General features: G+C 60.3%; 13 protein-coding genes. 2 read left to right on the forward strand and 11 right to left on the reverse strand.

Annotated elements, in window-relative coordinates; genetic code table 11:
- Positions 1-99 precede the first annotated feature (99 nt).
- From glgC to hinT, 10 genes are all read right to left on the reverse strand, one after another.
- A complete protein-coding gene (gene glgC, locus G5533_RS00495) occupies positions 100-1,416 on the reverse strand; it encodes a glucose-1-phosphate adenylyltransferase (RefSeq protein WP_216954048.1) in 1,317 nt (438 codons plus the stop codon).
- Positions 1,417-1,705: 289 nt separating this feature from the next.
- Positions 1,706-2,623, reverse strand: a complete 918-nt coding sequence (secF, locus tag G5533_RS00500; RefSeq protein ID WP_257690224.1) for a protein translocase subunit SecF — start codon at positions 2,621-2,623, stop codon at positions 1,706-1,708.
- Positions 2,624-2,773: 150 nt separating this feature from the next.
- The gene (secD, locus tag G5533_RS00505) at positions 2,774-4,576 is read right to left on the reverse strand and encodes a protein translocase subunit SecD (protein ID WP_257690225.1); all 1,803 of its coding nucleotides are present in this window, start codon (positions 4,574-4,576) and stop codon (positions 2,774-2,776) included.
- A gap of 158 nt (positions 4,577-4,734) precedes the next feature.
- Positions 4,735-5,169, reverse strand: coding sequence for a hypothetical protein (locus G5533_RS00510; RefSeq protein ID WP_005334044.1), 435 nt, complete (start codon positions 5,167-5,169; stop codon positions 4,735-4,737).
- A gap of 96 nt (positions 5,170-5,265) precedes the next feature.
- Complete coding sequence (locus tag G5533_RS00515; protein WP_005361577.1) at positions 5,266-6,123, reverse strand: DUF6279 family lipoprotein; 858 nt, start codon at positions 6,121-6,123, stop codon at positions 5,266-5,268.
- A 3-nt stretch (positions 6,124-6,126) separates the two neighbouring features.
- Positions 6,127-6,951 (reverse strand): phosphotransferase, encoded by an 825-nt coding sequence (locus G5533_RS00520; protein ID WP_421204680.1) that lies wholly within the window; start codon positions 6,949-6,951, stop codon positions 6,127-6,129.
- A gap of 10 nt (positions 6,952-6,961) precedes the next feature.
- Positions 6,962-7,558 carry a penicillin-binding protein activator LpoB gene (gene lpoB / locus G5533_RS00525; protein ID WP_005334041.1) on the reverse strand — a complete coding sequence of 199 codons (597 nt, stop codon included), beginning with the start codon at positions 7,556-7,558 and terminating at the stop codon, positions 6,962-6,964.
- Positions 7,558-7,956, reverse strand: a complete 399-nt coding sequence (locus G5533_RS00530; protein WP_231719680.1) for a YcfL family protein — start codon at positions 7,954-7,956, stop codon at positions 7,558-7,560. The genes lpoB and G5533_RS00530 overlap by 1 nt, the downstream gene beginning before the upstream one ends.
- Positions 7,957-8,039: 83 nt before the next feature.
- Entirely contained in the window at positions 8,040-9,434 is a 1,395-nt protein-coding gene (locus G5533_RS00535; protein WP_266133812.1) for a COG3014 family protein, read from the reverse strand.
- Between the two features lie 29 nt (positions 9,435-9,463).
- Positions 9,464-9,814: a purine nucleoside phosphoramidase gene (gene hinT, locus G5533_RS00540; RefSeq protein ID WP_266133813.1), complete on the reverse strand. Its 351-nt coding sequence runs from the start codon at positions 9,812-9,814 to the stop codon at positions 9,464-9,466.
- A 249-nt stretch (positions 9,815-10,063) separates the two neighbouring features.
- Here hinT and G5533_RS00545 point away from each other — a divergent pair, with 249 nt between their 5' ends.
- Positions 10,064-12,076, forward strand: a complete 2,013-nt coding sequence (locus G5533_RS00545) for a methyl-accepting chemotaxis protein (RefSeq protein WP_266133814.1) — start codon at positions 10,064-10,066, stop codon at positions 12,074-12,076.
- Positions 12,077-12,147: 71 nt separating this feature from the next.
- Here G5533_RS00545 and G5533_RS00550 read toward each other — a convergent pair whose 3' ends face one another.
- On the reverse strand, positions 12,148-13,023 hold the full coding sequence (locus G5533_RS00550) for a 6-pyruvoyl trahydropterin synthase family protein (RefSeq protein ID WP_266133815.1): 876 nt from the start codon (positions 13,021-13,023) through the stop codon (positions 12,148-12,150).
- A gap of 80 nt (positions 13,024-13,103) precedes the next feature.
- On the opposite strand from G5533_RS00550, the gene G5533_RS00555 reads away from it, so the two are divergent.
- Complete coding sequence (locus tag G5533_RS00555; protein ID WP_075115531.1) at positions 13,104-14,447, forward strand: dihydroorotase; 1,344 nt, start codon at positions 13,104-13,106, stop codon at positions 14,445-14,447.
- Positions 14,448-14,539: the final 92 nt, after the last annotated feature.

Consider the following 14,539-nt stretch of genomic DNA (forward strand, 5'->3'; position numbering starts at 1 on the left):
AAAAAGGGGAGGTCGAATGGCGGGGGGCAAGTGGCTATAAAAAACGGGAGCCTGCAAGGGCTCCCGTTTTTTGTCGCGATAACAGTGCTGGTCGGAGAGTTATGCCGGTACGGCCTGCTCTACAGCCTGCTTGCGCGCCGTTTTTGCCAGTGCATCCAGCATGGGCTTGGTGACCAGTACGATCCCCTGTTCGGATCGGTGGAAGCGGCGGGCATCTTCATCGGCGTTCTCACCGATCACCATCCCTTCCGGCAGCTTGCACCCCTTGTCGATCACTACCCGACGCAGCCGGCAGCCGGCACCGATCTCCACACCCGGGAAGATCACGGCTTGATCCAGAGTGCAGAAGGAGTCGACTCGTACATTGGTGAAGAGCACCGAGCTCAGGATGAAGGAGCCGCTGACGATGGTGCCGCCCGAAAACATCGAGTTGATGGTCATGCCGTGCTGACCGTTTCTGTCCTGCACGAACTTGGCGGGAGGGGTCATGTTCTGGCTGGTCCAGATGGGCCACTCCTGATCGTAGATATCCAGCTCCGGCGTGACGGAGGCGAGATCCATGTTGGCTTCCCAGAAGGAGTCCACGGTGCCCACGTCGCGCCAGTAGGGACGGCGATCCGGACAGCAACCGACACAGGACATGCCAAACGGGTGAGCGAATGCAGTACCCTCTTTCACCACGCGGGGGATCACGTCCATGCCGAAATCGTGATGGGACTGTGCGTTGGCAATGTCCTCTTCCAGCAGTTGGTAGAGATATTCGGCATCAAAAATATAGACGCCCATGGAGGCCAGCGCGGTGTCGGCCTTGCCCGGCATGGCTGGCGGGTTGGCGGGCTTTTCGACGAAGGCGTTGATCTTGCGATCATCATCCACAGCCATTACCCCGAAGGCGCTTGCTTCACTGCGTGGCACCTCGATGCAGGCTACAGTCACCTTGGCACCCATATTGACGTGGTCGAGCAGCATGGCGGCGTAATCCATCTTGTAGATGTGATCGCCTGCCAGCACCACCACATATTTGGGGGCGTGATCGCGGATGATATCCAGATTCTGGTAGACCGCATCGGCGGTACCTCGATACCAGTTCACCTCATCCACTCGCTGCTGGGCAGGGAGCAGATCGATAAATTCGTTCATCTGGTAGCGCAGGAAAGACCAGCCGGACTGGAGATGGCGCAACAGGCTGTGGGATTTGTACTGGGTCACGACACCGACCCGACGAATGCCGGAGTTGATGCAGTTGGAGAGCACGAAATCGATAATGCGGAATTTGCCGCCGAAATGGACGGCAGGCTTGGCACGGTTGTCGGTTAACTGTTTGAGGCGACTACCCCGCCCTCCTGCGAGTACCAGAGCCATGGTCTCGTTCAGCAACTGTCTGGCTTTTGCTGTATTGGCAGGTTGTAACAACATCTCATATCCCTTTGTAGATAAATCACTACAATGTTGCCTCCTTTGAACCCTCAAGAAAGTGCTTTCAGTCACATTTCAGGGTTTTTGACGTAATAAAATGACCTTTTTGTTATTAAAAATGACGGATTGATCCGTCATTGCTTTCAATATGGTCAGTTGTCAATTGAGGCGACTTGGCCAGTAACAGGAGCGACGGGGATTGGCGGGGGAGGGTAGAAAAAGCCCCTGCCAATGGTTGGCAAGGGCATAGTTGGTAGAGGCTCGATTAGCCGACTCTGGATAGCAAGGGTCAGGCTGCGTTGGCCACTGGCTCCTCGCTCTTTTTCTGATAGGCCTGCGGGGTGAGGCCCAGCAGCTCCTGCACGGTCGAGGCAACGGTAATAGAGGAGACGGTGCCTACCAGGATCCCGGCAAACAGGGTGAAGGAGAAGCCGTAGAGAGCGTCACCGCCAAACAGCAGCAGCGCGCCCACGGTAAACAGGGTGGTGCCCGAGGTGATCATGGTGCGACTGAAGGTTGCCCTGATGGCCACATCGGAGCATTCGTGGATGCCCATCTGGGTACGCGAGCTCAGCAGATCCCGCAACCTGTCCGAGATGACGATGCTGTCGTTGAGGGAGTAGCCGATCACCGCCATCAGACCGGCGATGATGTTCAGATCGAATTCGATCTGAAAGAGTGACAGCAGCCCCAGCGCTACGATAGCGTCATGGACCACCGAGAGCAGGATGCCGATGGCCTGACGCCACTCGAAGCGAAACGCCAGATAGGCCGACATCGCCAGCGAAGCGACCAGCACGGCCAGCATACCCTGCTGGAACAGCTCGGCACCCACCTGAGGACCGACGATGGTGGTGCGCAGCAACTCGACCGGCATCCCCAACTGCTGGGTCAGCATGGTGGCGAGATCTGCCGCGGGCCAGGGCAGTTCGTGGGGAGGCAACTTGATCAGCCACTCGCCGGGAATACCGGCCGAGCTCAGCTCAACGGCTCCCGCCAGCGGGGAGACCAGCATGGCATTGAGCTCATGGGCCTCTTTCAGGGTCTGGATATGAAACTCCAGCAGGATCCCGCCGGTAAAATCGAGCCCCAGTGTCAGGCCGTTCACCAGCAAGATGGCGACGCTGGCCACGGTCAGCAGGATGGAAGCCCACAGGCCGATATAACGCCAACGGGTCAGCCCCATGGCAACGATCATTCTCAACATAATTCTCTCCTTGGCCAGCCAGCATCAGGCTGTTGGCCCATCACGACGTGTCGCGACACGCCGGGAAATAGTGTTCTGCTTTGGCCGCTCCGGCCATATCCATGGCCGATGGCGCAGCCAAAGCCGCTCATCAGAGGGATTGCTGTCCCGTTACACCTTCAGCGTGCGCTCGTTGCTGCGTCCCCACAGGGGATTGATGATGGCGCGCGTTCCCCAGATCCCGGTGATCATGCTGGAGAGCAGACCCAGAATGAGGGTGATGGAGAAGCCCTGCAGCGGCCCGGAGCCGATGGAGTAGAGCACCACGGCGCAGATGAGGGTGGTGATGTTGGCATCGAAAATGGTGTGGAAGGCCGAGCGATAGCCAAAGTCGATGGCGTTGGCCAATGAGCCCCCTTCTCGCAGACGGTCCCTGATCCGCTCGAAGATCAGCACATGGGTATCCACCGCCATGCCCACCGTCAGCACCAGACCGGCGATCCCCGGCAGGGTCAGCACGGCGCCCGGCAGCACTGCCAGCATGCCGACCTGCATCAACAGGTTGGCGACCAGCGCCGTGATGGCAACCCAGCCGAATTTGCGGTACCAGGCCATCATAAACAGCATCATGCCTGCCATGCCGAAGGCCAGCGCGGTGAAACCCGCCTCGATATTCTGCATCCCCAGCGTCGGGCCTATGCTGCGTTCTTCCAGGATCTTGAGAGGGGCGGTGAGGGCTCCGGCGCGCAGCAGCATGGCCAGCTCTTGTGCTTCCGGCAGACTGCCAATGCCGGTGATGCGGAACTGGTTGCCAAGGGCGGTCTGGATGGTGGCGACGTTGATCACCTCGCTCTGGGCGCGCAGTTTGCCCTGGGCATTGGTCTTGTACTCGGTGAAGACGGTCGCCATCGGCTTGCCCACATGCAGGCGGCTGAACTGGTTCATCTTGCTGCCACCCAGGGTGTCAAGCACGATATTGACCTGGGGCTGGCCCATCTCGCCCATATTGGCGCGGGCATCGACGATGTGCTCGCCGGTGAGTACCGGCTTGCGCGCCATGCCGACGGCCTGACCGTTGCGATCGGCGATGTAGAAGTGGCTGTCGGCTTTGGCCTCGTAGAAGGCCAGCGAGGCGGTGGCCCCGATCACCTCTTTCGCCTGTTTGGGGTTATGTACTCCGGGCAGTTCGATACGGATACCATCCTGCCCCTGACGCACCACCGAGGCCTCGACGATGCCGAGCTCGTTGATCCGTTTTTTCAGGATCGACAGGTTCTGGGTCACGGCGTTGTTGACCAGCAGGGTACGCTCCGCCTCGCTCAGCACCAGTTTCAGATCATTGCCGGAGCGGGTCAGCTTCCACTGATCCTGACGGGTACCGGCACTCTCCTTGATGATGGCGAGCCAGCTCTCCTGTTCGGCCACCTCCGGCAGGGTGACGGCTACGGCGCCCTGTGCGCTGCGCGTGACGCTGGCGCCGCGCAGGTTGGCTTCACGGAAGCGGGTGCGCAGGGTATCCACCAGATTCTTGGTCTGATTGTCGATGACAAAGTCCACGTCCACCCCGATAAGCAGCTGGGAGCCGCCACGCAGGTCCAGTCCCAGCTTGATGGGATCGGCGCCGAGGCGGGTGATCCAGGTCGGCGCGTTGGAGTGAAACTCCAGGGTCAGGGCGGCACTGTCGACCCCTTGCTGCTCCAGCAACTGCTTTGCGCGCTGCTGCTCGCCCTGGCTGGCAAAGACCAGCTCGACCCGCTCAGGTTGCTCAATGACCTTGAGCGGGGTCAGGTGCTTGTCGCTCAGCAACATCTGTTGCTGGGGGGTCAGGCGCTGCTGTCCGTGCAGGCCGAGGGAGGGCTGCTCACCAAAAAAGGTGGGCAGGGAGTAAAAGGTAAAGGTCAACAGCATCAACAGCAGCAGTGCGTACTGCCACTTGCTCATGCGGTTGAGAACGGTGCGATTGCTCTTTCTCATGGCAAACAAGCCTCTGTCAGGAGAATGGTGCCCGGGCCGATAGCAACAAGGCTCGGCAAGGCGCAAAAAATGGGATGCATCAAATGCGGATCAGGCAGTTGCCGGATCCGTAAGGAAGAGGAGATCAGCAAACAGTGGATGTGCCAGCCCCTCCGGGGTCAGGCGCTCAGATAGCTCTGGGTGAAGCGGTATTGCAGATGTTGGCGCTGTAGATGGCGCCGGTGGATCGCGCCAAAGCGATCGCGAAAACTCTGTTTGTGATAGAGCTCGGGGGCCAGCATCAGCCAGCCAAGCAGCAACAGCAGGATGGCCTGGGCCGACCAGCTCTGGATCAGCTCGTAGACCACACTCTTGGGCTGGTTGTCACTGCGCAGGGATTGTTCGAGACGCAGCAGGTGATTCTGATGGCTGCCAACAAACTTGATGATGCCATCATCGCTGTCGCTAAGCTGATTGAACACCTGAGTCTGCTGCTGTTCACTCTGGGGAGATGCGGGTAGCAGCGGGCCTTCCATTCGGGCGATGGAACAAAGCAGGGTGAGGGCGATAACCAGAGTGACCAGCACCAGTTTTACTTTGTCGATAAGGCGCAAAAAGTTAATTCCCGATAAATAGGAAGGGCAAACTACCATAAGCGCCCGGTTTGAACAAGGTTGCCCCGGGCACATGGCACCATTCGGTGCTGGCTGTCAGCTGCCGCTCATCTGCTTGAAGTCGCGGGCATAACCCTTGAGCAGGGAGTAGAGATGGGCCCGCTGGGAGATATCCAGCGACTGGCTCATGGCGCTCAGCCAGTTGACGGTACGCTGGCGCGACTGTTCGGTATAGCCGGTAAAGCGGCCATCCATCAGCCCATCCCCTTCGGCCAGCAGGTCAGTCAGCTCGCGGGTAAAGTCGGGACTCTGGCGCTGCTTCATCAGCCTGTCCAGCTCCTGGGTCCAGGACTCCTGAAACTCGAGCCAGGGGGGCATTAGCTCGTATTGCCATTCGGCCCACTGGGCCACCAGTGGCGCCTGTGCCGGTTTCACCTCACCAATCCAGAACTCGAGCCGCTTGTTCATCTTGTCGCGAAACTCCGCCAGCATCTGCTCTTTGGGCTCAGTGGCAAAGTCCTTTTGCCGTTCCTGTTGCCGCTTGACCCGATCGGTCATAAAGCGGGCCACCTGCTCGTCGGTCAGGGTGCGCGCCAGCCTGACGGCACGGGGGATAGTGTTTTCCAGCGTGCGGGTCAGGCTCTGCTGCACCGCATCTAGGTTGGTCGAGATCTGCTCCGGCGTCATGGGGCTGGCCACCGCCTTGGCCAGTGCATCGAGATCCCTGGCGTAGCGCGGCAGCTCGTGCTGGCGGTGCCAAGCCATCAGCCCCTTCACTTCGCGGCTGAGCAGATCCTTCTGCGAATAGGAGAGGGCAAAGTAGTCATCCAGCTGCCAGATGATGGCGGTATCGAGCCAGTAGTAGATCACCCGGGTGGAGCAGCCGGTCAGCAGCAGGCCGATCAGCAGCAGACCCCAGGTTTTCGGCTTGTGCCAGCGCACCTTGTTTATCATCTGTTACTCCAGTCGTTGCCGGTTGATGGCGATCAGGGTGTCATAGTCGAGTGAGGGCTGTTGCTCTGTCATCAGCAGGGCCCAGAGCAGGCCGATATAGTCGACCCAGGGTAAAAATGCCTCGCTCTGAAAATCGGGCCACTGGTGGCGCGGCAGGGCCTGCAGATAGTGCGCTTCCAGCTCGTCGCGCCGCTCGGCGGGCCACTCATGGGTGCGCTGGATGCTGGCGAGCTCAAAGCCGGGGTGACCTGCCGCGCCATACTCCCAGTCGATGACCCAGGGTTTGCTTCCCAACAAGTTAGCCGGATTGAGATCATGGTGGCAAGGGCGCCAGCAATCATTTGGCTCACTGCTAGCGAGCAAGCCCCGCTCCAGGGCGGGCAGCCAGGAGGGAATGTGGGCCAGTCGGGCGCGATAGCCCGCGGCGTGGGCTCGCACCGCCATCACCACCTCAGGCAGCGGCAGGCGATGGAGCTTGCGCAGCACCTCAGCCAGCAGACGGGGCTGATCGGCTTCCGGTGGTGCCGCGAGCACCCAGTTTGGCTCATCGCACCATTCGAGCAGCATCAGACCGCTGGCGGGATCGCCATAGTGGCAAGGCAGCGCCAGCCCTTCGGCCATCGCCCCCTGATAAAGCTGCCACTCGGTGGAGCGGTCGATGCCAAGGCGCAGCGGATCGGGGTGCCCTTGACGCAAAAAGTAACTGCGCCCCGAGGGGAGGCGCAGTCGATAGTTGCAGTTGGTCAGGCCTAACCCGAGTGGTTCCAACTGCCCCTCCCGCCAGGGGGCGGGCAGGCTGGCCAGTAGCGGATCACAGTTGCCTGTCACCAGGAGCCTGTTACCAGCCAAAGGTGGATTTCTTCGCCTGTTTGCGGATCTCTTTCTGATCGGCCCACAGCAGTTCGCCGTTTTGCAGGTCCATCAGGTTCATGGTCATCTGGTAGTAGACATCCTTCACCTTGCCATTGTCCTTGACGATGCTGGCGAGGTTGCCATAGACCATGTAGCGGGCACCAGTCTGCTTGCCAAGCCGCACCATGGAGGCAGGATCCACCATGCCGCTGCTCTGCTGGTATTCGAGCTGCTGCTTGACGGCGGCCACCTTGCTCATGTCGACGAAGCGGAACTTGCCGGCCCGCAGCAGCTTGGTGCGGATGGTGTCGGTGATGGCTTCGGTATCGATGTGCTCGGAGGTCTTGTTGCGGATAGAGTCCATAAACATCACCGGACGACCGCCTGCGGTGATCTCGCTGGTGGCAGGGGAGGCGAGCATGGAGTCCGCCATCTTGTCGGCGATGGCCTGCAGGTCGCTTGAGCCGTAATCGACGGTGACGGTTTCGGTTTCAGTGGGATCGCCATAGCTGACGGTAGTGCTGGAGCAGCCGCCCAAGAGCAATGCAGAGGTCAGGATCAGCAGGGCATGATTCATTTTCATCAGTAGGATTCCTCAATCACTTCGCGTACGTAAATCCGGTAACCTTGCGCCGCCGGGCTGGGCGCCAGGGCCGAGAGGGTGCGGGTCTGATAGCCATGCAGCTTGATGGGGGTCCAGCCGCGGCCATCGCTGGCGACCTCCTGACCGGCCTCATCATACCAATAGAAGATATATTGCAGCTTGTTATCGCTGCGCTGGGTGCTGGCAGCGGCCACATTGACCTGCAGCAGGCCATTTTGCTGGCGGCGGCTCAGCTCGGTCAGGGTGACGTTGACGTTTTGATGCTGCTCTGCCACTGGTGCACCGCCCGCCGGGCCATAGAGCGCCACGCCGGAGGTGTTGGTGGCGCAGCCGGTCAGCAGCAGCGCGAGCCCGAGGGCCAACCCGTATGCTTTCATCTTGCTCTCCTTAATCGGGGTGAGTGGGGCCGCGAGTGTGCCTGCCCGGTTAATTGTCTTGCTCATCTCTCTTCGCCGTCTGCTCAGAGCGGCATCACCCTGGTGGTCAGACCGGCGCCGAGGCGCTGTACCCAGACCAGGGTTGTGCGGCCCTTGTGGATGGTGAGCGGCAATTGCCGCTGCGCTGCCCCCGCGCCCAGGGTGAGATTGATTTCACCTGCCGGCACCATCCCCTGCCAGCTCGATGCCTGCGCTGGCAGCGTCAGCCAACTGCGGGTATCGGCCCGCTCCGAGAGGGTGTTGAAGATCCCCACCAGAATATTGCCCACATCCCCTCCCTCTTTGGCGGCGGTGCGGCGCATCTGCTCCTTGGCCACCAGTCGCAGCGCCTGGCGGGTCAGCATGCCGGGCAGCCGCTCCTGCAGATCTTTGGCGGCCAGCGCTTCCAGCCTGACCAGCTCGCTGGTCTGCTCGACCCGCTTGCCGACTTCCACCGTCAGCGGGCCGGTGTCGCTGGCCCGATTATCGTAATAGGGGATGGCGACGGTAAAGGTGCGAAAATCGCCGCGGGAGGTGGAGATGGGGAGCGGCAGGAACAGTTCGCGCCGTGCCGGGATCAAACCATCTTCAAACAGCACCACCAGCTGGCCTTGATCTTTTGCAAGCGGCGGCGCTTTGCGGCCTATCTTTTTCTCGGTCTCGCGGATCTCGTCCGGTGAGCCACGCAGCCGCGCCAGACGCAGCAAGGCATCTTGCAGGCTGCGGTTGTCCGGCGCTATCTGGTAGCCGCGCTGATAGTCGACCCAGGCATCGTTGAGATCCCCGGCCGCCTCATAGAGCACGGCGGAAAAATAGAAGGTGTAGGCGTTCTGAAAACCGTTTTTGACCTTGCCGATCAACCGGTCGAGATCCGGTGCGCCGCGCGACATCAGCTGGCGCATCTCGCCTTCTGCTTCGGCCTCTTCGCTCTCATCCTTCGCTTTGCGTACCTCATCGGCTCGCCGTTTCAGGGCCTGCTCCTGCACCTGATTGGCCCGGCGTACCTCCACCAAGGCGCCATCGGCATCTCCCCGTTGCAGGTAGTTGAGGGCCAGATAGTGGTGCAGCATGGTGCGTTCGTAATCGGGGGTGAGATAGGCCATCGACTGATCGTTGGTGAGCAGACTGCCCACCTGATCCAGACCGTGGCTCAGCCGGTATTCGGCTTGATTGTCTTCCCATTGAAGGCGGCTGTCGGCGGCGGTGAACGCCTGCTTGCTGTCCGCATCTTGCCCCGCCAGCCAGGCGATACGCCCCTGTTCGAGCCGATCGAGGACAAAGGTGTCATCGCCGAGGGTGGAGTCGCGCACTTCGGGCAGCGCCTCGGCGGCATGGCCCAGCAGCAGCTGGTTGCGCAAGGGCACCATCTGGTCGGAGTAGGAGACAAACATATCCTGCCAGTGGGAGGCGCAGCCTCCCAGCAGGAAACTGGCCAGCATCAGGCAGGCCAGTCGAATGCTCGGGAGTATCACAGGCTGAGCAGGGGGCCCAACGGCTCGCCGCCGACCAGATGCAGGTGGATGTGGTAGACCTCCTGCCCACCGTGGCGGTTGCAGTTCATGATGAGGCGGTAGCCATCTTCGGCGATGCCCGCATCGCTTGCCAGCTTGCGGGCCACGGTGAACATCCGGCCAAGGGCCAGTTCATGTTCGGCTTCCACGTCATTGACGGTGGGGATCAGCACATTCGGGATGATCAGGATATGGGTCTTGGCCTTGGGCTGGATATCCCGGAATGCGGTGACCAGATCGTCTTGATAAAGGATGTCGGCAGGGATCTCTTTACGGATGATTTTGCTGAAAATGGTTTCTTGCGCCATGGCTAACTCCCTTACATGAAAAAGAAAATTGAACTTGCATCCCAAGCGGCTCCCGAAAGAAGGCGAGCAGCGCGTCAAGTGTGACACAAGCCGAGATTTGACACAGCTGATGTCCCATTCCCTTCAGTTATTGTTAAGAATACCGATAGCCAGAGGGACGTCATCTGCAGCGCCTGTTCAGGGGTCTGCAGGGTATCAAAAGGACGGGGTACTCAGGCAAGGGACTTTTGCATATACAGCGGGACAATAATGAAACAAACAATGTCGGATCTCTCCATCTTGCAGCGAGTCTACCTTGGCTTCGCGATCCTGGTGGCCGTGATGGTGGCCAGTTCACTACTCACATTTCGTAGTCAGAATACCCTGGGGGGATCGCTGGAACAGGTGACCCGGCAGTCTATGCCGCTGGTGATTGCCAGCAGCCAGACCCAGATCACCCTGCTCAGTGCCAACAAGTGGCTGGGGGATGTGCTCACCGAGCAGGACCCCAAACAGCTGCCTGCCGAAGTGGCCGAACTGAAACAGGCCAAGGCCGCGGTGGGCAAGAGCCTCGATGCCTTGCGCCAGCAGGTCGCCCACCACCCCGAACTGCAAGGGGAGATGGGCACTCTGAGCCAGCAGGTCGACAGCTACCTGCAACTGACCGATACCCTGCCGGGCGAACACGAGGCGCTGCTCACCCGATTGCACAAGGTCAATCTGGCCAAGGGGCAGTTTCAGGTCAGCTTGCCCCAGTTCAAGAAGAGTCTGGGGGACATGATGATCACCATCGACGACAGCTTCATCAAGATGCTCTCCGAGACCCTGACCACCAAGCTTTCCGCTATCGAACTCTCCACCATGGATGCCCTCAACCAGAGCATTCCGGCCCCCATTGAAGCTGCGCTCAAGCGCAACAGGATGCAGATCGAGGGGTTCAACAGCACCATCAAGGATCTGCAGGGTGAGCTCAAGGATTTCGACAACAACATGGGTCACTACGTCCACGGTTTCGTGCGCGATACGACCGGTAATGAAGGTGTCCTGGCCCAGTATCTGGCGCTGATGCAACAGCAGGAGCAGATGCGGGAGAAGAGCAAGCAGGCGAGTGCGCTCATCGTGGCAATTCAGGATCGGCTTGAGCGGATCACCGATCAGAGCCAGCAACTGATGAACCAGAGCATTCAGCATGCCAAAGCCGCACAGAGCCAGAGCACCCTGACTCAGGGAGCCAGCATAGCGGTCGCCATCCTGATTGCCATGCTGGTGGCTTATACCCTGGGCAAGGCCATTCGCCGTCCGCTCAGGGAGTTGCTGCGGGTGCTGACCGAAGTAACCCAGGGCGACATGACCCAGCGCATCGGTTTTCAGAGCAAGAATGAATTTGGTCAGCTGGGCAGCCAGATCAACCTGCTGATCGCCCAGATGGGGGAGGTACTGGCGCAGCTTTCACAAGCATCGGCCCAGCTTAACGATGCCGCCCACGGCAACCGTCGCACCACCGAATCGGTGAGGGCGGATCTGGAGAAACAGCGGCAGGAGACCGCCTCGGTCGCCGCCGCCATGACCCAGATGGAGGCATCGGTGCGGGAAGTGGCGCAGGCCGCCAACCAGACTCTGGAGCGAGTGATGGATGTGGAGAAGGCCTCCGAGATGGGGCGAAGGGTGATGGCGGGCAATATCACCACCACCCATCAGCTGGCGGGCAAGCTGCAACAGACCGGCAAGGTGATTGGTGATGTGAGCGCCATGAGCAGCCAGATCGGCAATATCCTCGATGTCATTCGCGGCATTGCCGAACAGACCAACCTGTTGGCTCTCAACGCGGCCATTGAGGCGGCGCGGGCCGGCGAGCAGGGGCGCGGATTTGCGGTGGTGGCGGATGAGGTGCGCAGTCTGGCGGGCCGCACCGCCCAGTCCACAAGCGAGATCCAGACCATGATCGAGAACCTGCAGCAGGGGGTCGCCAAGGCGGTGACCGTGATGCAGGAGTGCTCTCGCGAGATGGACAGTTGCGTGGATCAGAGCTCTCACGCCAACAACGCTATGGAGGAGGTGCAGGGAATTGTGGTGCTGATCAGCGACATGTCGAGCCAGATCGCTTCTGCCGCCGAGCAGCAGCAGGCCACCAGCGCCGATATCGCCACCAACCTCAACCGCATCTCCGATATCTCGGATCTCAACTATCAGGGGATCGAGCGGGTGGCCGAGACCAGCCAGCAGCTGGACTCCCTTGCCGAGCAGCAGGAGAGCCTGGTCAAGCGTTTCCGCCTCAGTGCCTGATGGTCGAGAGTTGAAACAACAAGGCCCCGCAGATGCGGGGCCTTCTCTTTATTGCTGCAGCGACAAGGGGATCAGGCGTAGGCAATCGCGCCCTTGCCGACCCCTTCATAGGCGACAATCTTGACGAACTTGTCGCCAACCATCTTCTTCACTTCGCGGGCGATGTAGCAGGCCAGCAGCTCGACCGTGGTGTCGGTGTCGATCATCTCTACCTCGGCGGTGGGGATGGCCAGCTGGAACAGCCCCTGGGGCGCCATATATTTGAAGCCGGTGTGATGCTCGCCAAGCTGGGCATTGGCGCGGGGGCTCAAGGTGAGCTCGGCCAGTGCCACCTTGTCCTCTTCGGTGCCGAGGTAGATATCGCCCCAGCGTTCGGCCCAGTTGAACTCAAGCTCTTGGTCGCGCTCGCCATCGACGTGGATCTCGATGGGGGAGCGGTGGCCGTGGGCGATGCGCTGGCAGTTGCCATCGTGCTTTTTCAGGCCGTGGCTGTAGTGGTAGAAGGCACCGGTGATCGCCTCCTGACGCAGGGTCAGCGACAGATCCTTGATGTTGCCCGGCAGCCGTTTGGCCAGCACCGCCAGCAGGTAGCGGGTCACCGACTCTTTATCAACTTGCGGGGCAGGGATAAAGGCAAAGCCCTGGGATGGGCAGCGCAGATGGATGGAGCGACCCGGGCGCAGCAGATCCACTGTGCTTTCGTTACCATCCAGTGTCTCGACGTGGATCAGCGGGCACTCGGTCGGCACCAGCAGCTTGTGGTCCACCTCTTCATCGATGATCGACTTGATCAGCTTCTTTACCCGGCCAAAGTCCAGCAGCATGCTCATTTCGTTGAGCTCACCGCTCATTTCGATATCTACCAGCCAGCTCTCGCCCACCATGCCGCGGCGTTCGCAGAGGTAGCTGGAGTCGATCACGGTCAAATCTCTTACAAATAACTTCATCAGTCAGGCCTTGCTACAGAGAAAGGGCAGTTTTGCGCTATTATGACCCGCGATTATCGGCAAAGGAACTGGAACCCCCCATGAACAAACTGCTTATCAAAAATGCCACCCTGGTCAACGAAGGCCGCATCTATGCCTCCGATGTGTTGATCGAGGGGGAACGGATTGCCCGCATTGCCCCGGATATCGAGGCGCCCGATGCGCTGGTTATCGATGCGGCAGGTCGCCACCTCATCCCCGGAATGATCGATGATCAGGTCCACTTCCGGGAGCCGGGATTGACCCACAAGGGGACCATCGCCAGCGAATCCCGCGCCGCCGTCGCCGGTGGCACCACCAGTTTCATGGAAATGCCCAACGTCAATCCCCAGACCACCACCCTCGACGCCCTCGAAGCCAAATACCAGATCGCCGCCAACTCCTCCGTCGCCAACTACAGCTTCTATCTCGGCGCCACCAACGACAACCTTGCAGAGATCAAGCGTCTCGACCCCAAGCAGTCCTGCGGGGTCAAGGTGTTTATGGGCTCCTCGACCGGCAACATGCTGGTGGACAATCAGGAGACCCTGGCGGCCATCTTCCGCGAAAGTCCGGTGATGATCGTCACCCACTGCGAAGACACCCCGACCATCGCCAAGGCCGAAGAGGCGGCGCGAGCCAAGTGGGGCGAGAATGTGCCGATGGGCGAGCACGGCCGCATTCGCAGTGACGAGGCGTGCTACAAATCCTCCAGCATGGCGGTGGCGCTGGCGAAAAAATACGGTGCCAAGCTGCATGTGCTGCATCTGACCTCGGCCAAGGAGCTGTCGCTGTTTACCGCCAGCCACGACCTGAGCGAGCTGAAGGACAAGAACATCACCGCCGAGGTGTGCGTTCACCACCTCTTCTTCAATGAAGCCGATTACGAGACCCAGGGCAGCCTGATCAAGTGCAACCCTGCGGTGAAGAGTGCCGCCGACCAGCAGGCACTGCTGGATGCGGTACGCAACGACGTGCTCGACATCATCGCCACCGACCACGCGCCCCACACCTGGGAAGAGAAGCAGAACAGCTACTTCAAGGCGCCGTCCGGCGTACCGCTGGTGCAGCACTCTTTGCAGGCGCTGCTGGAGCTCTACCACAACGGCGTGTTTACCCTGGAGACTATCGTCAAGAAGACCTCCCACGCGGTAGCCGAGCGCTTCCAGGTGCAGGATCGCGGTTATATCCGCGAGGGCTACTTCGCCGATCTGGTGCTGTTGGATCTGGGCAAGCCCTATGTGGTCAACGACGACAACATCCTCTACCACTGTGGCTGGTCACCCTTCAACGGCTACCGCTTCCACAGCACGGTGGAGATGACGCTGGTGAATGGCCAGATCGCCTGGCAAAACGGGCAGGTGACTGACCAGATCCTGGGCAAGCGGCTGACCTTTAACCGCTGATTGTTCGCAAAGCAGGCGAACGCACCGTGGCCGAGGAATTGGCGGCGTTTCCCTGTTGACAGGGCGGGGTCATCTCCATAAACTCTGCCCCC

The organism is Aeromonas sp. A600620, assembly GCF_029479985.1.
Taxonomy (GTDB): Bacteria; Pseudomonadota; Gammaproteobacteria; order Enterobacterales; family Aeromonadaceae; genus Aeromonas; species Aeromonas veronii_A.